The organism is Curvibacter sp. GW821-FHT01G03, assembly GCF_059422285.1.
Genome location: NZ_JBWKWP010000011.1, coordinates 66,877 through 90,962, shown reverse-complemented (window position 1 = coordinate 90,962; position 24,086 = coordinate 66,877). Strand labels below are relative to the sequence as shown.

23 protein-coding genes are annotated in these 24,086 nt (G+C 65.8%); 12 read left to right on the top strand and 11 right to left on the bottom strand.

All coding sequences use genetic code 11. The features are described from left to right. Positions 1-44: 44 nt before the first annotated feature. Positions 45-656, top strand: coding sequence for an FMN-dependent NADH-azoreductase (locus tag AC07VS_RS17265; RefSeq protein ID WP_492345260.1), 612 nt, complete (start codon positions 45-47; stop codon positions 654-656). Positions 657-751: 95 nt separating this feature from the next. On the opposite strand, the gene AC07VS_RS17260 is transcribed toward AC07VS_RS17265, so the two are convergent. From AC07VS_RS17260 to ssuE, 11 genes are all read right to left on the bottom strand, one after another. Continuing rightward, the gene (locus tag AC07VS_RS17260; protein ID WP_492345259.1) at positions 752-1,231 is read right to left on the bottom strand and encodes a cupin domain-containing protein; all 480 of its coding nucleotides are present in this window, start codon (positions 1,229-1,231) and stop codon (positions 752-754) included. A gap of 73 nt (positions 1,232-1,304) precedes the next feature. Continuing rightward, a complete protein-coding gene (locus tag AC07VS_RS17255) occupies positions 1,305-2,603 on the bottom strand; it encodes an O-acetylhomoserine aminocarboxypropyltransferase/cysteine synthase family protein (RefSeq protein WP_494751567.1) in 1,299 nt (432 codons plus the stop codon). 158 nt (positions 2,604-2,761) lie between these two features. Then, positions 2,762-3,556 (bottom strand): MetQ/NlpA family ABC transporter substrate-binding protein, encoded by a 795-nt coding sequence (locus tag AC07VS_RS17250; RefSeq protein ID WP_494655602.1) that lies wholly within the window; start codon positions 3,554-3,556, stop codon positions 2,762-2,764. A 70-nt stretch (positions 3,557-3,626) separates the two neighbouring features. Further along, positions 3,627-4,292, bottom strand: a complete 666-nt coding sequence (locus AC07VS_RS17245) for a methionine ABC transporter permease (protein ID WP_492345256.1) — start codon at positions 4,290-4,292, stop codon at positions 3,627-3,629. Continuing rightward, positions 4,285-5,325, bottom strand: coding sequence for a methionine ABC transporter ATP-binding protein (locus tag AC07VS_RS17240; RefSeq protein WP_492345255.1), 1,041 nt, complete (start codon positions 5,323-5,325; stop codon positions 4,285-4,287). Before AC07VS_RS17240 ends, AC07VS_RS17245 begins: the two co-directional genes overlap by 8 nt. Before the next feature lie 186 nt (positions 5,326-5,511). Further along, a complete protein-coding gene (locus AC07VS_RS17235; protein WP_492345254.1) occupies positions 5,512-6,327 on the bottom strand; it encodes an ATP-binding cassette domain-containing protein in 816 nt (271 codons plus the stop codon). Between the two features lie 40 nt (positions 6,328-6,367). Further along, entirely contained in the window at positions 6,368-7,261 is an 894-nt protein-coding gene (gene ssuC / locus AC07VS_RS17230) for an aliphatic sulfonate ABC transporter permease SsuC (protein ID WP_492345253.1), read from the bottom strand. A gap of 13 nt (positions 7,262-7,274) precedes the next feature. Next, complete coding sequence (gene ssuD, locus AC07VS_RS17225) at positions 7,275-8,447, bottom strand: FMNH2-dependent alkanesulfonate monooxygenase (RefSeq protein WP_494751566.1); 1,173 nt, start codon at positions 8,445-8,447, stop codon at positions 7,275-7,277. Positions 8,448-8,489: 42 nt separating this feature from the next. Next, positions 8,490-8,723 (bottom strand): hypothetical protein, encoded by a 234-nt coding sequence (locus AC07VS_RS17220; protein ID WP_494655598.1) that lies wholly within the window; start codon positions 8,721-8,723, stop codon positions 8,490-8,492. 39 nt (positions 8,724-8,762) lie between these two features. Next, on the bottom strand, positions 8,763-9,731 hold the full coding sequence (locus tag AC07VS_RS17215; RefSeq protein ID WP_494655597.1) for a sulfonate ABC transporter substrate-binding protein: 969 nt from the start codon (positions 9,729-9,731) through the stop codon (positions 8,763-8,765). Between the two features lie 60 nt (positions 9,732-9,791). Then, positions 9,792-10,379 carry an NADPH-dependent FMN reductase gene (gene ssuE / locus AC07VS_RS17210; RefSeq protein WP_492345249.1) on the bottom strand — a complete coding sequence of 196 codons (588 nt, stop codon included), beginning with the start codon at positions 10,377-10,379 and terminating at the stop codon, positions 9,792-9,794. A gap of 249 nt (positions 10,380-10,628) precedes the next feature. Here ssuE and AC07VS_RS17205 point away from each other — a divergent pair, with 249 nt between their 5' ends. The 11 genes from AC07VS_RS17205 (at position 10,629) to AC07VS_RS17155 (ending at position 24,072) form a co-directional block, all read left to right on the top strand. Continuing rightward, entirely contained in the window at positions 10,629-10,901 is a 273-nt protein-coding gene (locus AC07VS_RS17205; RefSeq protein ID WP_492345248.1) for an oxidative damage protection protein, read from the top strand. Between the two features lie 80 nt (positions 10,902-10,981). Then, entirely contained in the window at positions 10,982-12,721 is a 1,740-nt protein-coding gene (gene mnmC1 / locus AC07VS_RS17200) for an FAD-dependent 5-carboxymethylaminomethyl-2-thiouridine(34) oxidoreductase MnmC1 (RefSeq protein ID WP_494751565.1), read from the top strand. 140 nt (positions 12,722-12,861) lie between these two features. After that, positions 12,862-13,653 (top strand): sulfite exporter TauE/SafE family protein, encoded by a 792-nt coding sequence (locus AC07VS_RS17195; protein WP_494655595.1) that lies wholly within the window; start codon positions 12,862-12,864, stop codon positions 13,651-13,653. Positions 13,654-13,674: 21 nt separating this feature from the next. Continuing rightward, positions 13,675-15,462 (top strand): nitrite/sulfite reductase, encoded by a 1,788-nt coding sequence (locus tag AC07VS_RS17190; protein ID WP_494751564.1) that lies wholly within the window; start codon positions 13,675-13,677, stop codon positions 15,460-15,462. A gap of 25 nt (positions 15,463-15,487) precedes the next feature. Then, a complete protein-coding gene (locus AC07VS_RS17185; RefSeq protein WP_494655593.1) occupies positions 15,488-15,871 on the top strand; it encodes a DUF934 domain-containing protein in 384 nt (127 codons plus the stop codon). 45 nt (positions 15,872-15,916) lie between these two features. Continuing rightward, the gene (locus AC07VS_RS17180; RefSeq protein WP_494655592.1) at positions 15,917-16,690 is read left to right on the top strand and encodes a phosphoadenylyl-sulfate reductase; all 774 of its coding nucleotides are present in this window, start codon (positions 15,917-15,919) and stop codon (positions 16,688-16,690) included. Further along, the gene (gene cysD, locus AC07VS_RS17175; RefSeq protein ID WP_492345243.1) at positions 16,687-17,658 is read left to right on the top strand and encodes a sulfate adenylyltransferase subunit CysD; all 972 of its coding nucleotides are present in this window, start codon (positions 16,687-16,689) and stop codon (positions 17,656-17,658) included. The genes AC07VS_RS17180 and cysD overlap by 4 nt, the downstream gene beginning before the upstream one ends. Beyond that, positions 17,658-18,959 carry a sulfate adenylyltransferase subunit 1 gene (locus AC07VS_RS17170; RefSeq protein ID WP_494655591.1) on the top strand — a complete coding sequence of 434 codons (1,302 nt, stop codon included), beginning with the start codon at positions 17,658-17,660 and terminating at the stop codon, positions 18,957-18,959. The genes cysD and AC07VS_RS17170 overlap by 1 nt, the downstream gene beginning before the upstream one ends. A 150-nt stretch (positions 18,960-19,109) precedes the next feature. Then, positions 19,110-19,439, top strand: coding sequence for a ferredoxin FdxA (gene fdxA, locus AC07VS_RS17165; protein ID WP_492345241.1), 330 nt, complete (start codon positions 19,110-19,112; stop codon positions 19,437-19,439). 38 nt (positions 19,440-19,477) lie between these two features. Beyond that, positions 19,478-20,551 carry an NAD(P)/FAD-dependent oxidoreductase gene (locus AC07VS_RS17160; protein ID WP_494751563.1) on the top strand — a complete coding sequence of 358 codons (1,074 nt, stop codon included), beginning with the start codon at positions 19,478-19,480 and terminating at the stop codon, positions 20,549-20,551. A gap of 473 nt (positions 20,552-21,024) precedes the next feature. Next, positions 21,025-24,072, top strand: coding sequence for a hybrid sensor histidine kinase/response regulator (locus AC07VS_RS17155; protein ID WP_494751562.1), 3,048 nt, complete (start codon positions 21,025-21,027; stop codon positions 24,070-24,072). Positions 24,073-24,086: the final 14 nt, after the last annotated feature.

The following is a 24,086-nucleotide window of genomic DNA, read 5'->3' as shown; positions in this document are numbered from 1 at the left end:
CACACCGCCCAACGGGCCCTTTTCTACCCTCGAAGGAAGATTCCATGAAACTGCTTCACATTGACTCCAGCGTGCTCGGCGACAACTCGGTTTCGCGTCAACTGACGGCTCAGACCGTGGCCCAGTGGAAAGCACGCAACCCGGGCGCCGAAGTCAGCTACCTGGATGTGGCCGCGCAAGCTCCCAGCCACCTGAACGGCGACTCGCTGGGCTTTCGTCTGCCCGCAGGCAGCGCGCTGACCGAAGTGCAACAACGTGAAAACGCCATCTCGGAAGCCCTGGTGACGCAATTTCTGGCGGCCGACGTGATCGTGGTCGGTGCCCCGCTTTACAACTTCAGCGTCCCCAGCCAGCTCAAGGCCTGGATCGACCGCATCTGCCAGGTGGGCCGCACCTTCAAGTACACCGACAAGGGCCCCCAAGGCCTGGCCGGTGGCAAGACCGTGGTCGTGGTGTCGACACGGGGTGGCAAGTACTCCATCTCGGAAGCCGGCAATGCCATGGAACACCAGGAAAGCTACCTGAAGACCGTGTTCGGCTTCCTGGGCATCACCGACGTGCGCATCGTTCGTGCCGAAGGCCTGAACATGGGCCCCGAGGTCAAGGCAGAAGCCCTGGCCTCTGCCGAGAAAGACCTGGCCACCGCCCTGGCCTGATGGCGCGCGGCCTGATCGGCCGCCCTGCCCCCCCACAAGCCCACCAGCCCATCCGTGCGGTGGGCTTTTTTGTACCCAATTGCGCTCGGCCGTGCTCAGTCAGGCCGTTGCAAGCGCCTGAACGCCCGCACCAGGCGCCCGGGCTCGTGCAGGCTGAAGGCCTTTCGCGCGTGTTGGGGCACATGCCAGACCGCTCGCGTTCCGGCGATGAAGGTGGCGGTGTCGCCCGGCTTGAGGGTGAATTCGCGTCCCTGGTACTTCACTTCGACCAAGCCCTCAAGCAGGTGCACAGTTTCATCGACACCAAACTGCCACTCGAAGGTGCTGGGGCCGTCGCAAGCCCACAGCCCGGTGGTGGTGCGCCCGTCGGGCGACCTGCTGATCTCGGTGGCACGGAAGTTCGGGCTACCCTCCAGCACCCACTCGGGGTTCACATTGAAGGAGGTCAGGGGGCGGTGAACCGAAGCCATGGACGGCGGGTTCGCATGGCGCAGGTAGGTGACGCCATCCCAGGCGGCCACCAGGGCCAGCGCGGTCAGAGCCCCACCCAGTGCAATGGAGACGTTTTTTTTCATGACGGTATCAATTATGCCGAAACCGTCACGACGTTAACGCTTTGTAAAGACGCCCCTCCTGAAGTGCCCCTCCTCAGACCTGATCGAGTGCCTGGGCCAGGTCAGCCAACAGGTCGTCTGCGTGCTCGATGCCCACGCACAAGCGCACGGTGTCTTCACCGACGCCCGACTTCTTCAGCTCTTCGGGCGACAACTGGCGGTGAGTGGTCGAGGCCGGGTGGGTGGCCAGTGACTTGGCGTCGCCAATGTTGACCAGGCGGGTGAAGAGTTGCAACGCATCCAGGAAGCGCGCCCCGGCCTCTCGGCCACTGCCGCTGCTGGCCTTGACGCCAAAGGTCAGCAGGCCGGAAGGCTTGCCATCCAGGTACTTTTGCGCCAGCGCATGGTCCACATTGCCCGGCAGGCCGGCGTAGTTGACCCAACCCACCTTGGGGTGCTTTTCAAGAAACTGGGCCACCTTCAGGGTGTTCTCGTTGATGCGGTCCATGCGCAGCGCCAGGGTCTCGATGCCTTGCAGGATCAGGAAGGCATTGAACGGCGACAGGGCTGCGCCCATGTTGCGCAAGGGCACCACGCGGGCCCGGCCGATGTAGGCGGCGGCCCCCAAGGCCTCGGTGTAGACCACACCGTGGTAGCTGACGTCGGGCTCGTTGAGGCGTTTGAAGCGCGCCTTGTGCTGAGCCCAGGGGAATTTGCCCGAATCCACGATGGCGCCGCCGATGCTGGTGCCATGCCCGCCCAGGTACTTGGTGAGCGAGTGCACCACGATGTCGGCGCCATGCTCGAAGGGGCGCAGCAGGTAGGGCGTGGCCACCGTGTTGTCGACGATCAGGGGCACGCCATGGCGGTGGGCGATCTCTGCCACGCGGGCAATGTCGGTGACGTTGCCTTGCGGGTTGCCCAGCGATTCGACAAACACGGCCTTGGTGCGCTCGTCGATCAGTGCCTCGAAGCTGGCCGGGTCGCGGTGGTCGGCAAAGCGGGCCGTGATGCCGTACTGCGGCAGCGTGTGGGCAAACAGGTTGTAGGTGCCGCCGTACAGCGCGGTGGACGACACGATGTTGTCGCCGGCTTCGGCAATGGTCTGGATGGCGTAGGTGACGGCCGCCTGGCCCGAGGCCACGGCCAGGGCACCGATGCCCCCCTCCAGGGCTGCGACGCGCTTTTCGAGCACGTCGGTGGTGGGGTTCATGATGCGGGTGTAGATGTTGCCCGGGACCTTCAGGTCGAACAGATCGGCGCCATGCTGGGCGCTGTCGAAGGCATAGGCCGCGGTCTGGTAGATGGGCACCGCCACCGCCTTGGTAGTAGGGTCGGGCGAATAGCCCGCATGGACCGACAGGGTTTCGAATTTCCAGTTTTCAGAAGACATCTCGGGCTTTCTATGAGCAAGTGAACGGACCGGCCTCCCCGGTCATCGATGCCCCCCCACGGGGGTGCACCGATTGGAACACCGACCATGGGGTCGGCGTACGACGTTTTCCCTGCTTGCTTATGCGAAGTCCGTGATGTCTTCAGACCTCAGGGCGCTCAGAAGCCCGCCAGCACCGAGCCCTTGAACTCGGTCTGGATGAACTTGCGGGTCTCCTCCGAGTGGTAGGCCTTGAGCAACTTGGCCACCCAGGGCTTGTCCTTGTCCTGCTCGCGCACGGCAATGATGTTCACGTAAGGGCTCTTGGCGTTTTCCTGGGCGATGGCGTCCTTGCCCGGGGTCAGGCCGGCCGACAGCGCGAAATTGGTGTTGATGGCGGCGGCGTCCAGGTCATCCAGGGCCCGCGGCAGTTGCGCGGCTTCGAGTTCGATGAACTTGAGTTTCTTCGGGTTGTCGATCACGTCCAGCGGGGTGGCCTTCAGGCCGGCCTCGGGGCGCAGCTTGATCAGGCCCTGATCCTGCAACACCAGCAGCACGCGGCCGCCATTGGTGGGGTCGTTGGGCAGGCCGAAGCGGGCACCGGGCTTGAGCTCGCTCAGGGCCTTGATCTTCTTCGAGTAGATACCGATCGGGTAGTTGACGGTGTAGCCCACCGACACGATCTTGTAGCCGCGGTCCTTCACCTGCTGGTCAAGGAAAGGCTTGTGCTGGTAGCTGTTGGCATCCAGGTCGCCCGAGGCCAGGGCGGCGTTGGGCTGGATGTAGTCGCTGAACTCGACGATCTGGATCTTCAGGCCGTCTTTTTCGGCCACTTTCTTGACCTGCTCCATGATCTGGGCGTGCGGGCCGGCGGTGACGCCGATCTTCAGGGGCTTGTCCTGGGCCAGGGTCAGGCCGGTGGACAGTGCGGCGGCAGCCAGCACCAGGGATTTGAGGGCAAAACGCTTGTTCATGGGATTTCCTTGTGAGAAAGAGCGGGTAGAAACAGGGGACAGGGGGGCGGTCAGCCCCCCCAGGGGTTCATCAACGGTGGGCCAGGCGGCGCACCAACCAGTCGCCGGCACTTTGCAGCGCCTGCACAAAAACGATCAGCACCAGCACCACCACAGCCATCACCTCGGGCAAAAAGCGCTGGTAGCCGTAGCGGATGCCCAGATCCCCCAGGCCGCCGCCGCCGATGGCGCCCGCCATGGCCGAGTAGCCGGTCAGGCTGACCAGGGTGATGGTGATGCCGGCCACGATGCCCGGCAGGGCTTCGGGCAGCAACACCTTGAACACGATCTGCCGCGTGCTGGCCCCCATGGCCTGGGCGGCCTCGATCAGACCGCCATCCACCTCGCGCAGCGAGGCCTCGATCAGGCGTGCCGCAAACGGGGCGGCAGCGAGCGTCAAGGGCACCACGGCGGCCGCGGTGCCGATGGACGAACCCGTCAGCAAGCGGGTCAGCGGAATCACCGCCACCAGCAGGATGATGAAAGGGGTGGAACGCACGGCGTTCACCACCGTGCCCACCAGGCGGTTGGTCCAGCGGTTCTCCAGCACCCCGCCGGCGTCGGTCAGGCGCAGGTACACGCCCAATGGCAGGCCGATCAGGGTGCCCAGCAGGCCTGAAATGCCCACCATCAGCACCGTCTCCCAAAACGAATCCAGCATGAGCTGCAGCAGCTCGGCGGTGAAGCGATCAAACATGGCTCAACTCCTCCACCTGCAGGCCGGCGAGACGCCAATGCGTCACCGCCTCAGCCACCCGGCCGGCCGGGCCGCGCGCCAGCAGCGACAGCGAGCCGAAGGGCTCACCCTGCACCTCATCCACCTGACCGTGCACGATGCTCAGGTCCAGGTCGAAGCGGCGCACCGCCTCGGACAGGATGGGCCGCTCGCCTTCGGCGCCGGCAAACACCAGGCGCAACAGGCGGGCGCTGTGATCGGGGTCCGCGGCCAGCTGGGCGCGCACCCGCTCGCGCACGGCCTCGGGCAGGGCCTGGGGCACCACGTCTTCGATCAGGCTGCGGGTCAGCGCCTGCTGAGGCTGGCTGAACACCTGCAGCACCGGTCCGCTTTCGATGATGCGGCCCGCATCGATCACGGCCACCCGGTCGGCCACCTGCTTGATCACCTGCATCTGGTGGGTGATCAGCACGATGGTCAGGCCCAGCTCGCGGTTGATGTCGCGCAGCAGACCCAGGATGGAACGGGTGGTCTCGGGGTCGAGCGCCGAGGTGGCCTCGTCCGACAACAGCACCTTGGGCTGGCTGGCCAGGGCTCGCGCAATGCCCACACGTTGCTTCTGCCCACCACTGAGCTGCGACGGAAAGCGATCGCTGAAGGCCGCCAGGCCCACCAACTCCAGCAGCGGGGCCACCCGGTCACGGATGCGCCGGGCGTCCCAGCCCGCCAGTTCGAGCGGCAGGGCCACGTTGTCGAACACCGTGCGCGAGGACAGCAGGTTGAAATGCTGGAAGATCATGCCGATGTCGCGCCGGGCCTCGCGCAGTTCGGCGTCGTTGAGGGCCAGCAGATCGCGCCCTGCGACCTTGACGCTGCCCCGCACCGGGCGGTTCAGCAGATTGATGGTGCGCACCAGCGAGCTTTTGCCCGCGCCACTGCGCCCGATGATGCCGAACACCTCGCCGGCCGCGATGCGCAGGTCGATGCCGCGCAAGGCCTCCACCGGGCCTTGTGGGCCGGGGTAGGTCTGGTAGATACCTTCTAAATCGATCATGAAACCCTGTTCAACGGTCTGTCACCCCAGCGGGAGGCCAGAGGAAGGCGTCGAATTTAAGGGTTTACCCCTTGATTGCTAAATATTATTTAATTACGTCATTAAAACCCGTGTTCATATAACGCAATCGATCTGAAAGACTGAAGAGGGGCGCAGGCTTGGCCCTGCCCTTCTTGGGTCTGGCGCTCAAACCGCCCAACGCAGCCCATGGGCCGGCACACCCGGCCATTGCGGGTCGGCAGCTTCAGGCTCGGCCGCCTCGTGCTGCAGCACCCGGTCCAGGATGCGCTTCTCCAGCGCGGCAAAGGCCGCATCGCCGCGCGAGCGCGGGCGGGCCAGGGCCACGCGCTCGTCCAGGGCAATCGCACCATCCTCGATCAGGATCACGCGATCGGCCAGGGCCACGGCCTCTTGCACGTCGTGGGTGACCAACAGGGCCGTGAAGCCGTGCCGACGCCACAGGCCCTCGATCAGCTCATGCATCTCGATGCGGGTCAGGGCATCAAGCGCGCCCAGCGGCTCGTCCAGCAACAGCAGACGCGGCTGGTGCACCAGGGCCCGGGCCAGGGCCACGCGCTGGCGTTGACCGCCCGACAGGCGAGCCGGCCACTCCTGGGCGCGCTCGGCCAGACCGACCTGGGCCAGCACGGCCTCGGCACGCGGGCGCTGCTCGGGCGGCAGGCCCAGGGCCACGTTGTCAAGCACGCGCTTCCAGGGCAGCAGGCGCGAATCCTGGAACATGATGCGGGTGTCGGGGTTGAGGCCGTTGACGGCCCGGCCATCGATGTCGAGCTGGCCCCGGGTGGCCGACTCCAGGCCGGCCACCAGGCGCAGCAAGGTGCTCTTGCCACAGCCGCTGCGGCCCACGATGGCCACAAATTCGCCGGGTTCGATGCTCAGGTCGGCCTGGCGCAGCACTTCGCGCTCGCCATAGCGTTTGGTCAGGCCGCGCAGCTTGAGGCGCACGCCGCCCGAGGAGGTGTTGGATGAAGAGGTGCTCATGTCAGCGGTCCGTGGGGTGATTCGTTCGATTCGTCCTGGCTCAGGCGCTCTTCTGGTAGCCGGGGTGCCAGCGCAGCCAGTAGCGCTCCAGGCCCTTGGCAAACAGGTCGGCCAGCTTGCCCAGCAAGGCATACAGCAGGATGCCCACCAGCACGATGTCGGTCTGCAGGAACTCACGCGCATTCATCGTGAGGTAGCCGATGCCGGCCTGGGCCGAAATGGTCTCGGCCACGATCAGGATCACCCACATCAGGCCCAGCGAAAAGCGCAAGCCCACCAGGATGGACGACATGGCGCCGGGCAACACGATCTGCCGGTACAGCGCCCAGCGCCCCAGGCCGTAGGTGCGGCCCATCTCGATCAGGCCCGGGTCCACATTGCGGATGCCGTGAAAGGTGTTGAGGTAGATCGGGAAGAACACCGACACCGCGATCAGAAACAGCTTGGCCGACTCATCGATGCCAAACCAAAGGATGACCAGCGGGATCAGCGCCAGCGCCGGGATGTTGCGCACCATCTGCAGCGTGGAGTCGAGCAGGGTCTCGGCCCAGCGCACGGAGCCGGTCAACAAGCCCAGCAGCAGGCCCAGGCCGCCGCCGATGGCCAGGCCCAGCAGGGCCCGCCCAGCGCTGACCTTGACGTGGGTCCACAGCTCGCCAGACGCTGTCAGCGTCCAGGCGGCCTTCAGTACATCGAGCGGCGCGGGCAGCACCCGGGTCGAGATCCAGCCCTGGGCCGAGGCGATCTGCCAGCCCACGATCAGGGCCACCGGCACCAGCCAGGGCAGCAGGCGCTGGCCCAGCTGGCGGCTCAGGCGCAGCAGCGCGGCCAGCGCCGGGGCCCCGCTCTGAGCGGCATTCAAGAAGCCCAGGCCGGGCGCGTCGAAGACCTCAGGCACGGGGGTTACGTTCAGTTCACGGACAGGTGACGTCATTTAAAACACCTTTTCAGCTGGCCGAGGCCTGCGGCACATACAGATTGCCCACCACCTCGCCACGCGGCCCGCCCGCCAGCGGGGCGGCCAGCGCGTCGCGCAAGCGTTGTGGCAGCAGCGGGAACACCAGCTCGGCAAAGCGGTAGGCCTCTTCGAGGTGCGGGTAGCCCGACAGCACAAAGTTCTCCAGGCCCAGGGCGGCGTATTCCTGAATGCGATCGGCCACCTGCTGGGGGTTGCCTACCAGGGCCGTTCCGGCACCACCCCGCACCAGGCCCACGCCCGCCCACAGGTTGGGGCTGATCTCCAGCGCGGCCCGGCTGCGGCCTTCGGCAGTGGCCGGGTTCTTGTGCAACTCGGCCATGCGGCGTTGGCCGGCCGAGTCCATGCGGGCGAACACCGCCTGGGCCCGCACCACCGTGGCATCGTCGACGTGGCTGATCAGCGAATCGGCGGCAGCCCAGGCCTCGGCCTCGGTGTCGCGCACGATCACATGCAGGCGGATGCCGAACTTCACTTCGCGGCCATGACGGGCGGCGCGGGCCCGCACATCGGCCACCTTCTTGGCGACCTCGGCCGGAGGCTCGCCCCAAGTCAGGTAGGTGTCGGTCTGCGTGGCGGCCAGTTCGTGGCCGGCCTCGGACGAGCCCCCAAAGTAGATCGGCGGGTAAGGCTTTTGCAAGGGCGGGTACAGCAAACGGGCGCCGTTCACCCGCAAGTGCTTGCCGGCGTAGTCAAAGGTCTCATCACCATGGCTGCGGGTCAGAATCTCACGCCAGATGTGGATGAACTCGGCCGACTGCTCATAGCGCTCAGCATGGTTCAGGTAGACCCCATCGCCTTCGAGTTCGGTCTGATCACCGCCAGTGACCAGGTTGATCAGCAAGCGCCCACCCGAGAGGCGGTCAAACGTGGCAGCCATGCGCGCGGCCAGCGCCGGCTGGTGCAGGCCCGGGCGCACCGCGACCAAAAATTTGAGCCGGCGCGTCACCGGGATCAGGCTGGAGGCGACCACCCAGGGGTCTTCGCAGGAGCGCCCGGTGGGGATCAGCACGCCCTCATAGCCCAGGCTGTCGGCCGCACGGCCCACCTGCTGGATGTAGTCAAGGCTGACCTCACGGGCACCTTTTTGCGTGCCGAGGTAACGTGCGTCGCCATGGGTGGGGATGAACCAGAAAATCTTCATGAAAGAACTCCAGGGGGTGAGTGAAGCAGCGCTCTGCGGCGCCTACCAGGCCAGACCGGGCAAAGGCCAATGCGAGGCCGCGCCGGTGGACCACAGGATCGGGGTCTGCAAGCGCTCGTGGCTGCGCCGGCGCCGACGTGACAACAGGGCTTGCGGGGGGCGCCGGTGCAGCAGGCGTCCGCCCTCCGGCACCGGCGGGGGCAAGCCCCAATCGGCCGCAGTGACACACAACACACGCCAGGCACGGGAAGTGGTATCGGACAGCTCTGCGCTCATGGAAACGCCTTTCAGATCAAGGGTGGGGTCGCCGCGCCCTCACAGATCAACCGGTGCGGCATGCAGCAGGTTGAGCTTGCGCGGGATCAGCTTGAGGTCGAAGAAGGTGTCGGCAATCGACTGCTGCTCGGCCAGGATGTCGCGGGTGACAGGCGCTGCGCCGTAGGCCACGCGGTTCAGGAACAGCTCGGTGATGCTCTTGTCCAGACCCAGCACGGCCGACAACTCCACCGCGGCGGCAGGCTTGTTCTTCGAGATCCATTGCTCGATGGTGTTGATCTCTTCGATCGCGATGCGCAGTACCTCGGCGTGGCGGGTGGCAAAGTCGCGCGAGGTGAAGTAGTAGGCCCGGTTGTTCACCACGCCCTTGGCATCGGCCAGCAGGCGGGCGTCCAGCGTCTTCTGGGCAGCCGCCAGGAAGGGGTCCCAGATCACCCACGCATCGACCGCGCCCTTTTCGAAGGCGGCACGGGCATCGGGCGGCGCCAGAAATACCGACTGCACGTCGCTGTACTTCAGGCCGTGCTTCTCCAGCAGCTTGACCAGGAAGTACTGCACATTCGAGCCTTTGTTGTAGGCCACCCGCTTGCCCTTGAGATCGGCCACGCTGCGGATGGGCGAATCCTTGGGTACCACCACCGCCTCGACGCCCGGTCGCGGCACGGTGGCACCGGCATAGACCAGCGGCGCGCCGGCGGCCTGGGCAAAGATCGGCGGGGCTTCGCCCACGTCGCCGAAATCGATCGATCCCACGTTGAGGGCTTCCAGCTGCACCGGGCCGGCATTGAACTCGGTCCAGGTCACGCTGATACCCAGGGGGGCCAGGCGCTTTTCCAGCGTGCCACGGGCCTTGAGCAACGACAGCCAGCCTTTTTGGTGACCGATGCGGAACACCTTGTCGGCTTTCTGTGCCCAGGACGGCAAGGAGGCGGCAGACCCCGCCAGGGCCAGGGCGGCAGCCAGGGCCTGACGCCGGTGGGCGGAAAAAGACGAGAGGGAGGAACTCATGGGATTTCTTTCAATAGGGGGATTCAGCTCAGACCCGTGACGGGGGCAAGCACGGAGACCTCAGACGCTGCATCGCACCTGGGCAAAGGGGATGGGTTCGAATTCGAAGGGAGCGGCACTGCGCTCATAGGCCTCGGCCAGCAGCAGGCCCACGGCGTCGTCGAGGCGGTCCGAAATCTCGGGGCTGACCTGGTAGGCGCCTTCGGGTGTGACGGTGATCTGGGCGTCGGTGGCGTACACGCCCGGCAGGATGTGGCGCGCCGCGAGTGACTGCAGCACCGGCCGCAGCGTGTAATCGAGCGCCAGCATGTGGTGCGGGCTGCCGCCGGTGGCCAGGGGCAGCACGGTCTTGCCCTTCAGGGCGGTCTGCGGCAGCAGATCCAGAAACACCTTGAGCAAGCCGCTGTAGGCGGCTTTGTAGACGGGCGTGGCCACCACGATGGCCGACGCCTGGGCCACCTGATCGGCCGCTGCGGCGATGCTGGCCTCGGACACATCGGCCAGCAAAAGCGAGCGTGGCGTCAGTTCACGCACCAGCACACTGCCGACCTGGGCACCGCGGCGTTGCAGGCGATGGCCCACGCTGTCGAGCAGGGCCTGGGATCGGGAACGGGCCGACGGGCTGCCGGCGATCAATAAAACAGACATGGGTTCTTTGCGGCGGGGGTTGAAGTTGGGCTCGATTCTGGAAACACCTGCTTCAAACTCAAACGCATAAGAAATCATTTATTTATCTGATTTCTGTTGACTGACACAGCGCAAAACCCCTGTTGGTACAGAACACCCCCACCCTGAGGGGACAGGCATCCGATGGGATAATCGGCGCCGAATCCGGGGTGGCCTCTGGCGCCGCCCCTTCTGCTCCACTGAACCGAACACCGCAACAAGGATCCCCACATGGCACGCATGGTCAACTGCATCAAGCTCGGCAAGGAAGCCGAAGGCCTCGACTTCCCACCCTACCCCGGCGAACTGGGCAAGCGCCTGTGGGAAAGCGTGAGCAAGGAAGCCTGGGCCGCCTGGCTCAAGCAACAGACCATGCTGGTGAACGAAAACCGCCTGAACCTGGCCGATGCGCGCGCCCGCCAGTACCTGGTGCGCCAGATGGAAAGCCATTTCTTCGGCGGCGGCGCCGACGTGGCCCAAGGCTACGTGCCCCCTTCGGCCTGAGGACCTGAACCATTTCCGACCGCTCCCCCCTCCCTCCTGATGACACCCCGGGCTGGCAAGGCCAGCCCCGTTGGGTCGAATTGCAGACCCGCTTTGGCCTGGGCGAGGTTTTTCTGGCCCGCTGGCAAGCCTGGCGACAGGACCCTCGGCGCCCGGCCCACCTGCACGTGGTGGCCATCGAGCCCAGCCCCGTCGATCTGGCAGGCCTGCAGCAACACCTGGCCCGCACCGGCGACAACAGCCCGCAGGCGCAACAGTTGTGCGCCCAATGGTGGGGCCTGGCGCCGGGCTTTCATCGCCTGAGCTTCGAGGAGGGGCAGCTTGAACTGACCCTGTGTGTGGGGCCCCTGCCCGACACGCTGCGCGAATTGCAACTGGAGGCCGACAGCCTCTGCTGGTGCCATCCCTCCCCCACAGCCACCACCGCCCCCACCGGCCCCGAACCCTGGGACGAGGGCCTGCTCAAGGCCCTGGCCAGGCTGTGCCGGCGTGGCACCCGGTTGAGGGCCGACCGAGACACCCCTGAACTGCGCGAGGGGCTCAAGCGGCTGGGCTTTGTGTTGTCCAGCGAGGCCTCGGGCCTGCAAGCGAGCTATCTGCCGGCCTGGGAGCCGCGTCGCTCGCCCCCTCTGGTGGCGCCCTGGCCGCGAGACACGGCACGCGATGCGGTGGTCATCGGTGGTGGCCTGTCGGGCCTGGGCACCGCGCATGCCTTGGCCCGACGCGGCTGGCAGGTGACGGTGCTCGACGCCTGCGCCGAACCCGCTGGCGGGGCTTCGGGCCTGCCGGCAGGCCTGTTCTCGCCCCATGTGTCTCCTGACGACAACCGCATCTCCCGCCTGACCCGCACCGGCCTGCGCATCACCCGGCAAACCGCCCTGCGCCTGCTGGCCGAGCAAGAAGACTGGGCCCCCAGCGGCGTGCTGGAGCACCGGGTGCATGGCAAGGCCGGCCCTCGCGCCGATGCCGATGGCGAAGCCACCGGCAGCGAAGAGGCCAGCGCCGCCCTGAAGCAGGCCGCCGGCCTGCCCCCCGACGCGCCGGCCACCTGGCATCGCCATGCCGGCTGGGTGCGCCCGGCCCGCCTGGTGCAGGCCCTGCTGGCCGCCCCCGTGTCAGGCCGCATCCGCTGGCGGGGGGACAGCCGGGTGGCCCGACTGCAGCACGATGGCGCCACCGGCCTTTGGCAGGCCCTGGATGAGACCGACCGACCGCTGGCCCAAGCCGCCTTGATGGTGGTGGCCGCCGGTCCGGGCAGCCGGGCCCTGGCCGAACCCCAGGTGCCGCTGCAAGCCCTGCGCGGCCAGTTGACCAGCGCCCAGCAAGCCGACAGCGACCGACTGCCCCCGCTGCCGGTGAACGGCCAGGGCAGCCTGATCCCGCACCTGCCGGGCGATGGGGCCCTGAGCTGGCACACGGGCTCGACCTTTGACCGCGGGCACCCCGCGCAAGCTGCGGGCGAGCCCACCCCTTGCAAGCCCGAGGATCACGCCACCAACCTGAGCAAGCTGGCCACGCTGCTGCCGGCCACGGCAGCCAGTCTGGGTGAGCCTGCCGGGCGCCTGCAGGCTTGGGCCGGTATCCGCTGCACCTCGCCTGACCGCCTGCCCCTGGTCGGCCCGGTGGACCCCGGCCGGCGCCCGGGCCTGTGGCTGTGCACCGCCTTGGGCACGCGCGGCCTCACTTGGGGCCTGTTGTGCGGGGAACTGCTGGCCTCCGAGCTGGTGGGCGACCCCCTGCCCGTGCCCTTGTCGCAGGCCCGCGCCCTGCTGGCCAGCCGCCCGGCACCTGGGCGCCAAGCCCCTGCCGGCGACGAATGATCGGGCCCGGTTTCTATATCCAGATCGCGCGTCCAATTCCTCGCCAGGCCGCATGAAATAAGGCGCATAAGCTTATCCGCATAAAGCGCGAACTAAAAAATCGTTTGTGTCCATAAGGGCCCTCACCACAATACCGCCCCATGCAAGAATTGGCTTTCATCGTGGCAGGTTTGGCGGTTGGTCTGGTCGTGGGCCTGACCGGGGTGGGTGGCGGCTCGCTGATGACCCCGATCCTGATTTTTTTCTTCGGCATGAAGCCGCACCTGGCCATCGGCACCGACCTGCTGTTCGCGGCCGGCACCAAGTTCAGCGGGTCGGTCAAGCTGGCCCGCAGCCGCACCATCGACTGGCCGGTGGTGCTGCACATGGCCTACGGCAGCGTGCCGGCCTCGCTGCTCACGCTGTTTTTGCTGGACCACTTTGGCGCCACCAGCCCGGCCGTGCAACACGCCATGACGAGCACGCTGGGTGCCGCCCTGCTGCTGACCGCCGTGGCCACCCTGTACAAGGCCTTGTTCGGCAAGACCCAGGGCAGCCATGCCTCGGGCCCTCAACTGAAAGACCCGGCCCGACCGCTGCACGGTGCCTTGCCGGTGCTGTTCGGCGCGGTCATCGGCTGCTTGGTAACATTGACCTCCGTTGGCGCGGGTGCCATCGGGGTGCTGGTGCTGATGCTGGTCTACCCGGCGCTGCCGCTGCAGCGCATCGTGGCTGCCGACATCGCCCATGCGGTGCCGCTGACCTTGGTGGCCGGCCTGGGCCATGCGGGCCTGGGCACGGTCGACTGGCTGCTGCTGGCCAAGCTGCTGGCGGGCTCCATCCCAGGCATCTGGATCGGCTCGCACCTGAACCACAAATTGCCCGAGCGTTTCATCCGCTCTGTTCTATCGCTGCTGCTGGCCTATGCCGGCAGCAAACTGATCGCCCTCTGAAAATCAAGAAGCAGACCCACGATGTACCAATACACCGACTTCGACAAGCAGTTCGTCCAGCTGCGCGCTGCCCAGCACCGTGACCAGCTCGAACGCTGGCAGGCCGGCAAGCTGGCCGACGAAGAGTTCCGCCCCTTGCGCCTGCAAAACGGCTGGTACGTCCAGCGCTACGCCCCCATGCTGCGGGTGGCTGTGCCTTATGGTGAACTCTCCAGCGCCCAACTGCGCGTACTGGCCAAGATTGCCCGCGAATACGACGAACCCGAAGCCGAGGTGTACGCCGAGGCCCTGAAGATCCAGGGAGCCCTGGGTTCGGCCAAGCTGCCCACCCACTACGCCCACTTCACCACGCGTCAGAACGTCCAGTTCAACTGGATCCCGCTGTCCAAGTCGGCCGACGTGATGGACCTGCTGGCGAGCGTGAACATGCACGGCATCCAGACCAGCGGCAACTGCATCCGCAACATCACCAGCGATGAGCGCGCCGGCATTGCCGTGGACGAGGTGGCCGATCCGCGCGCCTTCGCCGAGATCCTGCGCCAGTGGAGCACGCTGCACCCAGAGTTCGCCTTCCTGCCACGCAAGTTCAAGATCGCCATCATCGGGGCCAGCGAAGACCGCGCCGCCACGGCCTGGCACGACGTGGGCCTGCACGTGATCAAGAACGAAGCCGGCGAGATCGGCTTTCGCGTGCTGGTGGGCGGCGGCATGGGCCGCACCCCGATCCCCGGCACCGTGATCCGCGAGTTCCTGCCCTGGAACCAGATCATGAACTACCTCGAAGCCGTGGTGCGGGTCTACAACCGCTACGGTCGCCGCGACAACATGTACAAGGCCCGCATCAAGATTTTGGTGAAGGCCGAGGGCCAGCGCTATTTCGATGACGTGGAAGCCGAGTTCAAGGCCATCGTCGAGCACGATGGCGGCGCCCACACCATCCCGCAGGCCGAGTACGACCGCGTGGCCGCCTCTTTCGTGCCCCCGAGCCTGGCCGATCGCCCAGTGGTGAGCGCCGAAGCCGTGGACACCCAGTTGCGCCACGCCGCCGATGCCGACCCGATGTTCGCCCGCTGGCTGGCGCGCAACGTGGCCCCGCACAAGAACCCGGCGCTGCGCGCCGTGACCCTGTCCTTCAAGCGCCGCGGCCAGGCCCCGGGCGACGCCGACGCCGACCAGCTCGACACCCTGGCCGGTCTGGTGGACCGTTTCAGCGCCGGCGAGGCCCGCGTCACGCACGACCAGAACGTGCTGCTGCCCTGGGTCTCGGCCAGCGAACTGCATGCGCTGTACACCGCCGCGCGTGCAGCGGGCTTTGCCAGCCCCAATGTGCACCTGCTGACCGACATGATCGCCTGCCCGGGCGGCGACTTCTGCGCCCTGGCCAACGCCCGCTCGATCCCGGTGGCCGAAGCCATCACCGAGCGCTACCAGGACCTGGACGAACTCGACGACCTCGGTGAGATCGACCTGCACATCAGCGGCTGCATCAACTCCTGCGGTCACCACCACACCGGCCACATCGGCATCCTGGGCGTCGACAAGGACGGCAAGGAGTGGTACCAGGTGACCCTGGGCGGCTCGGACGGTTCCGACCTGAGCGGCACGGCCGTGCCCGGCAAGGTGGTGGGGCCTTCGTTCTCGGCCGCCGAAGTCCCGGACGTGGTCGAAGCCGTGCTCAGCACCTACCGCGACCTGCGCGTCAACGGCGAAACCTTCATCGCCACGCTGCGCCGCGTCGGCCATGACCCGTTCAAGCTTGCCGCCAACGCCGCCCGCGCCGTACCGGCCCACGCCCACGTGGCCGCCTGAGCCCCCAACACCTGCGAGTCAGACCATGAAGATCATTGAAGCCAAAGACCACACCAGCGCGGAAGGCCAAGCCGGCGTGCTGGTGCTGGACAACACCGTTGACCCCCAAACCCTGTCGCTGGACGGCGTGACCCGCGTCGATCTGAACTTTCCGAAATTCACCGATGGCCGCGCCTACAGCCAGGCCTACCTGTTGCGCCGTCGCCTGGGTTTCGCCGGCGAAATCCGCGCCACCGGCGATGTGCTGATCGACCAGTTGGTGCAGATGAGCCGCAGCGGCATTGACGTGGCCGTGCTGCGTGCCGGCGTGGACATCGCCGATGCCCAGCGCCAGTTCGACCGCTTCTCGGGCTTCTACCAGGCCGACGCGGTGAACACCCAGCCGCTGTTCGCACGCCAGGCCGCCTGAGCCCAGCGGCATTCACACGCCATCAAAACAAAGCCCCCCGCGACCATGAGTGCCATTTCCCTCTACGCCCACACCGCCTCGAAAGACTTCGAGGCCAAGGTGAAAGCCAGCATCGCGCTGCTGCAGCGCGCCGTGGCCGAGTACACGCCCATCACCCAGGCCTCCAGCCTGGGGGTGGAGGACATGGTGATCACCGAGTTGATGCACCAGGCCGGCGTGCTCACAACCGAAGGCGTCAGCGTCTTTGTGTTGGACACGGGCAAGCTGCATGCCGAAACCCTGGCCCTGATCGGGCAGATCGAGGCGCGCTACGGCAACACCGTTGACGTCTACCGCCCCGACGCCGCTGCTGCAGACGCCTTTGTGGCGGCCAACGGCGAAGACGCCATGTACAAGAGCATCGAACTGCGCAAGGCCTGCTGCGACATCCGCAAGATGGTGCCCCTGGCCCAGGCCCTGGAAGGCAAGAAGGCCTGGATCACCGGCCTGCGCCGCGAGCAATCCAATGCCCGCGCCGAAGTACCCGACATCGACAGCAGCGGCGAGCGTGCCAAGGTCAACCCGCTGGCCAACTGGACGCTGGGCGATGTATGGCGCTTCATCGAGCTGAATGCCGTGCCCTACAACCCGCTGCACGACCAGTTCTTCCCGAGCATCGGCTGCGCCCCCTGCACCCGTGCCGTCACCCTGGGCGAAGACTTCCGCTCGGGCCGCTGGTGGTGGGAGCAGGAATCTGCCAAGGAGTGTGGTCTGCACGTTGCCAAGGATGACGATGCACCGGCCTCCAGCATCATCCCCATCCGCCCGGTGAACGCATGAACACCCGAACCGATCCCCAATTGCTTGAGCCTCAGAACATGACCGTCAACGGCACCCAGAACCTCAGCCACCTCAGCAACGCCCACCTGGACGCGCTGGAAGAAGAGACCATCTTCATCCTGCGCGAGGTGGCCGCCGCCTTCGAACGCCCCGCCCTGCTGTTTTCGGGCGGCAAGGACTCGCTGGTGATGCTCAAATGCGCCGAAAAGGCCTTTGGCGCGGGCCGCATTCCCTACCCGTTGTTGATGATCGACACCGGCCACAACTTCCCCGAGGTGACGGCTTTCCGCGACTTCCGGGCCCAGGAGCTGGGCGCCGAGCTGATCGTGCGCAACGTGGAAGACTCGATGAAGCGCGGCACCGTGCGCCTGGCCCACCCGGGCGAGTCGCGCAACGTGCACCAATCGGTCACCCTGCTGGAAGCGATTGAAGAATTCCGCTTTGACGCCCTGATCGGTGGCGCCCGCCGCGACGAAGAGAAGGCACGCGCCAAGGAACGCATCTTCTCGCACCGCGACAGCTTCGGCCAATGGCAACCCAAGGCCCAGCGCCCCGAACTGTGGACCCTGTTCAACACCCGCCTGGCCCCGGGCGAGCACTTCCGGGTCTTCCCGATCAGCAACTGGACCGAGCTGGACGTGTGGCAGTACATCGACCGTGAGCAGATCGCCCTGCCCTCGCTGTATTACACCCACCAGCGCCCGGTGGTGGACCGCCGTGGCCTGCTGGTGCCGGTGACCGAGCTGACCCCTGCCAAGGACGGCGAAGAGGTGCAGTTGCGCGACGTGCGCTTCCGCACCGTGGGCGACATCACCTGCACCTGCCCGGTGGAGAGCACGGCCGCCACCCCGGCCGACATCGTGATCGAAACCCTGGCCGCCGACGTGAGCGAGCGCGGCGCCACCCGCATGGACGACAAGACCTCTGACGCCTCGATGGAAAAACGCAAGAAGGACGGTTACTTCTGATGAGCACGACTGAATTGAACCCCACCGCCCCCGTGAGCAGCACCGAGCTGCGCCCCGCCCTGCGTTTCATCACCTGCGGCTCGGTCGATGATGGCAAGAGCACCCTGATCGGGCGCCTGCTGGTGGACAGCAAGGCCGTGCTGCAAGACCACCTGGCCGGTGTGCAGCGCCAAGGCGAAACCGACTTGGCCCTGCTGACCGACGGTCTGTCGGCCGAGCGCGAACAAGGCATCACCATCGATGTGGCCTACCGCTACTTCGCCACCGAAAGCCGCAAGTTCATCATTGGCGATGCGCCTGGCCACGAGCAGTACACCCGCAACATGGTGACCGCCGCCAGCAGCGCCGATGCCGCCGTGGTGCTGGTGGATGCCACCAAGCTGGACTGGAAGAACCCTGAGCTCGAACTGCTGGTGCAGACGCGCCGCCACTCGCTGCTGGTGAATCTGCTGCGCGTGACCTCGCTGGTGTTTGCCGTGAACAAGCTCGATGCCGTGGAAGACCCAGCCTTGGCCTTCCAGCACATCAGTGCGGCCCTGCACAAGTTCGCTGCCGCGGCGGGCATCACCGTGCGCGCCACCATCCCGGTGTCGGCCCTCAAGGGTTGGAACGTGGTCGATGCCCAAGCCGACTGGTGCGGCTACCAGGGCCCCAGCCTGCTGCAGTTGCTGGAGCAATTGCCCATCACCCACGCCGACGTCGAGCAGCCGTTTGCCTTCCCGGTGCAGTGGGTCGAAAAGTTCTCGTCCTCGTCCGACACCAGCCAGGGCCGCCGCGTGTTCTGGGGCCGTGTGGCCGCCGGCAGCGTGAAACCCGGCCAGGCCATCACCGTGCTGCCCAGCGGGCAGAGTGCCACGGTGGCCCAGGTGCTGGACCACGCCCGCCGCCCAGGTGACATCGAAGCCGGCCACAGCGCGGGCATCGTGCTGGACCGCGAGGTCGACGTGTCGCGCGGCGACTGGTTGCTGGCTCCAGGCCAGATCGAAGCCCAGCGCAGCCTGAAGGCCACCGTGTCGTGGCTGGACGACGAGCCGCTGGTGCCTGGCCGTGTCTACTGGGCACTGCACGGGCACCGCTGGGTCAAGGCCAAGGTGAGCCGCATCGTGCACAAGCTCGACATCAACACCCTGGCCGAGGAAGACGCCACCGAGTTGCCGCCCAACAGCATCGGGCACATCGAACTGGCGCTGCAAGAGGCCGTGGCCACCCTGCCCTTTGCCCAGGCGCGGGCCCTCGGCTCCCTGATCCTGGTGGACACCGCGAGCAACAAAACCGCGGCTGCGGTGCTCGTGAACGCTTGATCCGACGCAAAAAATAGGCCCTTGACGCCGGCATGTGGGCCCCACATGCCGGCAGGGCTTGTGAAAATCCCTAAAATCCAGGGTTTTTCCGAATGCTGAGCCGATGCGCGGCAGCATCCGGGATGCCCACCCCACCGAACAGAGCCCCTCATGACTCACGTCGTTACCGAAAACTGCATCAAGTGCAAATTCACCGATTGCGTGGATGTGTGCCCCGTGGACTGCTTCCGCGAAGGCCCGAACATGCTCGTCATTGATCCGGACGAGTGCATCGATTGCGCCGTCTGCATCCCGGAATGCCCGGCCAACGCCATCTTTGCAGAAGAAGACACCCCTTCGGATCAGATCGCCTTCATCAAGCTCAACGCCGAACTGGCCCAGGCCGATGGCTGGAAGAGCATCACCAAGCGCAAGCCGGCCTTGCCTGACGCCGACGCCTGGAACAACAAGCCCGGCAAGCTGGCTGACCTGATCCGCTGATCCGGCGGGGCACCTGCCCCACGGAGCCGCCGCAGCCCATGAGCCCTGCCCTCCCCATCGAAACCGATGCCCTGGTGATTGGGGCGGGCCCGGTCGGGCTGTTCCAGGCCTTTCAACTGGGCCTGCAGGGCCTTCGCGCCCAGGTGGTGGACACCCTGCCCGAAGCCGGGGGACAGTGCGTCGCGCTGTACCCCGACAAGCCGATCTACGACATTCCGGGCATCCCGCGCTGCACGGGTCGTGAGCTGGCGGCCCAGTTGCTGGCCCAGTTGCGCCCCTTTGCACCAAGTTTCCATTTCAACCAGGAAGTCTGCAGCCTGCAACGGCAGGTCGACGGCCGCTGGCTGGCCGACACCACCCGGGGCCAGCGCTTTTTGGCCCGCACGGTGTTCGTTGCCGCCGGCGTCGGCGCTTTTGTGCCCCGGACCCTGCGGGTTGAAGGATTGGCGGCCTTTGAAGGTACCCAGGTGCACTACAACCAGACGCCCGACGCCGCCCCCCTGGCGGGACAACGGGTGGTCGTGACGGGGGGCGATGCATCGGCCGTGCAGGCGGCAATCACGCTGGCCGCCGCTGGACAGGCTGGGGCCCCTGGCCCGCGTCAGGTGACGCTGTTGCATCGCAAAGATGTTTTTGACGCTGAACCAGCCCTGCTGCAAACCCTGCAACAGCTGCGTCAGACCGGCCTGCTGCGTGTGCAGCTGGGCCAGCCCATCGGGGTGCAAACCCATGCCACGCCGCAGGGTGAGCGCCTGACAGGGCTGCTGATCGCCACCGATGACGACACCGAGCACACCCTGCCTCTGGACAGTCTGCAGGCCTACCTGGGCCTGTCACCTCGCCTGGGCCCGCTGGCCCAGTGGGGCCTGGCCATGGAGCGCAAGCTGCTGCCCGTCGACCCGGCCACCTTCAGCACGGCCGAGGCCGGGCTGTTTGCGGTGGGCGACATCAACCAATACCCAGGCAAGCGCAAGCTGATTCTGTGCGGCTTCCATGAAGCCACCCTGGCAGCCTTTGCCGCCGTGGCCCTGGTGCACCCCGAGCAGCCGGTGCGCCTGCAATACACCACCACCAGCACCCTGCTGCAACAGCGCCTGGGCGTCACGCACTGACGCGGCCACGCCAGACACCCTGTGGTCCGGGGCCCGGCCCCAGAGGGCACCACGGCATCGGCAGCGCAGATGAACGCACAGCAGATCCAGATTCACGGATCTCATATTTGTTCTTCAGGCGATCTTCCTGTCTCTTTCATCGCGAAAGAGCGCATGAATGTCTCATTTTTTTAAATGCCCCTGACCATCGACGCATTTAATTGTTTATTAAAAACATTTGAACTTGCATAAATTAACAGTTCAAGGGCTTGAATATCCAGCCCAGGCAGGCAGCATAGGCCATTGCCAATGGGTCGCCTGAGTGCCAGCGACTGGGACATTTATTGACAAATCAAGCCAATAAATAGAGGATCGAGCGCTTTACTGACCAAAACCCGCTTCAAGCTCGGCATTCAAGACCCTCTCAATCCAGAATGGAATTTTTCATGCTTCGGTCTTTGAATTTATCTCGACGCCTGTACCTGCTGATTGTCATGTTCACAATCAGTTTTTCCATTTTCGGACTCTGGTCGTTCAAGACACTGCATGAAATCAAAGTGGGCGGGGAGGTCTTTCACCGCATCGGAGAATCAAAAGACCTGGTCTCCGATCTGCTGCCGCCACCGCTTTATATTGTTGAATCGTATCTGCTGTGCTTGCAACTGGAGCGTGCAGCCGATTCAAGCCCCTCTTCGGATCTGGTGCAGCGTTTGAGGTATCTGGAGACCCAGTACCGGCAGCGCCATGCCCATTGGCAGGAACGCCTTGCCGATCTGGGACTGCCCAGCACGATGCTGGACGAGCTGAACTTTGCCGCAGACGCATTTTTTGACGAGGTGTGGCAACACTACCTGCCCAGCCTGGAAAACCACGCCCCTCAGGCCCACAAGGCCTCTCTTGCCAAGCTCAACGCCCTGTATGAGCAACATCGTCATGCCGTGGACATGACGATCCCGGCCGCCGAAGCCCACAGTGCCCGGGAAGAAGAGTGGGTGGCCCAACGTGTCACTTCAGAAACCCTGTGGCTGCTGGGGGTGCTCGCCCTGTCGCTGTTGGCAGCCATCGGTCTGGCCCACCTGATTCGGCGCAGCATTGCCGGCCCACTGGCCAAGGCCGTGGAGGTGGCGCAGCGTGTGGCCGCCGGCGACTGGCAGCCCACCCCCGAATGCCAGGGGTACCACGATGAGCCCGGGCAGCTGCTGACGGCCCTTTACGCCATGGCGGCGAAGCTGCACCAGCAGATGGAGGCTCTGGGCAAATCAGAGGCCCGGTCCCGCCACGCACGCGAGTTGCTGGAAAAGCTGATCGAGTCGGCCGACATCATCGTGGTGGGGGTCGATCCTCAAGGCCACATCACCCTGTTCAACGACGCAGCGGCCCGTGCCAGCGGTTACCAGCGCGGCGAAGTATTGGGTCTGGAGTGGTCCGCCATCCAGGCCCGCCTGAACCCCGAACTGCGCCTGGACGACATCGGGTCCGATCAGCGCAATGCCGTGCAGGAACGCACTTACGACATCACCCACCTCAGTGGCGAGCGGCGGCGCATCATCTGGCGTTTCACCGAACCCTTGCCTCAGGACGTCATGCACGTTGAGGATGGCGATGTGGCTGAGATCTCGTTCGGCATCGACGTCACCGAACAGTTGCAGGCCGAGAAGGCCCTGCGCGACGCCATGGCCGCCGCCGCGGCCGCCCACCGCAGTCGTGACGATTTTCTGGCCGGCATGAGCCACGAGATTCGCACCCCCATGAACGTCATCATGGGCATGACCGGACTGGCCCTGCGCACCGACCTGCCCGAACGGGCCCGTCATCACCTGAACCGCGTGGTGGCCGCTTCGCGCAGTTTGATGCGGGTCATCAATGACGTGCTCGATTTCTCCAGGATCGAGACCGGCAAGCTCTCCTTCGAACACCGCCCCTTTTTGCTGTGCGAGGCGCTGGACACGCTGACCAGCCAGACCGTGCTGGAGGCCGACGAAAAAGGCCTGGGCCTGCGTTTCGAGGTCAGCCCCGAGGTGCCCTCGACCCTGGTGGGTGATCAGATGCGTCTGGGGCAGGTCCTGCTGAACCTGGTGGGCAGCGCCCTGAAATTCACGGAAGAGGGCGAAATCCGAGTTCGCGTCGATTGCCTGGACAAGGACGACACCCAGGCACTGCTGCGTTTCGAGGTGCGCGATACCAGCCTGGGCCTGACACCCGAGCAGATCGCCGGCCTGTTTTCAGCGCTGGTCCAAGTCGACGCTGCACCGGTCCGCTCCCCCTTGGGCACCGGCTTGGGCCTGGCCATCTCGCGCCACCTGATCGAGATCATGCAAGGGCAGGTGTGGGTGGAAAGCGAACCAGGGCAAGGGACTCGGTTTGTCTTCACCTGCAGGCTGGGTGTGCCCAGCGTGGGCAGCCCTCACCTCCCCCCACCGCCCCGGCTGCAGGACCTGCGGGTGCTGATCGCCGACGACGAACCTGGCTCTCGGGAGGTGCTGGTCAGCATCCTCGGCTCCCTGCACCCTCAGGTCCATGCCGTCACCAATGGCCAGCAAGCCTTGGCCGAACTGCAGAACGCCCGGAACCGAGGTGAGCCTTACCACCTGGTGCTCATGGACTGGCAGATGCCCGACATGGACGGACTCGAGACTGTGCGCCGAATGCAGCAATCGGCTGACAAAGGGCCGCCGTTGTCCGTCATCATGGTCACGGCCCACAGCCGAGATGACCTTTTGGAGGCGGCCCGGGGCATGAAGCTGGCCGCGGTCCTGGAGAAGCCGGTCAGTCCAAGATCGGTCCAGGATGCACTGCACCAGGCCTTGCATGAGTTGCAACGGTCTGCAATGCCCTCGCCGCAAGGCGTGGCCTGCCCGCCCACCGAACACCAGCCTCTGCCCTTGGCGGGGCTTCGCGTGCTGGTGGTGGAGGACAACGATGTCAACCAAGAGCTGGCGACCACCCTGCTGACCGAGGCCGGCGCCGTGGTCAGCACGGCCGCCAATGGCCAACAAGCACTGGACCAACTGCATCAAATGCCCTGCGATCTGGTGTTGATGGATTGGAAGATGCCGCAAATGGACGGTCTTGAAGCCACCCGCCGGCTGCGAGCCGACCCCCGTTTTGCTGATCTGCCCATTGTGGCCATGACCTCCAGCGCCTTGCCCAGTGACAAGCAGGCCTGCCTGCGGGCCGGCATGAATGACCACCTGAGCAAACCCATTGACCCCGTCCTGCTGGTCAGCATGGCGGCACGCTGGGGCCGCCATGCGGGCCAAGGCAGACCGGCCGGTGTCGCAAATAGCATGACTGTGCGAAGCCCGCTCAGCCAGGCGCTGCGAAACCTCGTGAGCCCCCTGTGGGCCGAACTTGAAACCCTGCTGTCCGAGCGTGACACCCATGCGGCCAGCCTGGCCCGCCCGATTGCCCATCTGCTGCATGACCACCCCAATGCCAGCGCGTTCAAACGGGTGGCCTCGTTGATCGAGGCCGGCGAATTTGCCAAGGCCTTGAATGAACTGCGCCAGCTCAGCGGCCAGTTGCAATTGCAGGGCTCATGACACCGTCCTCAAGA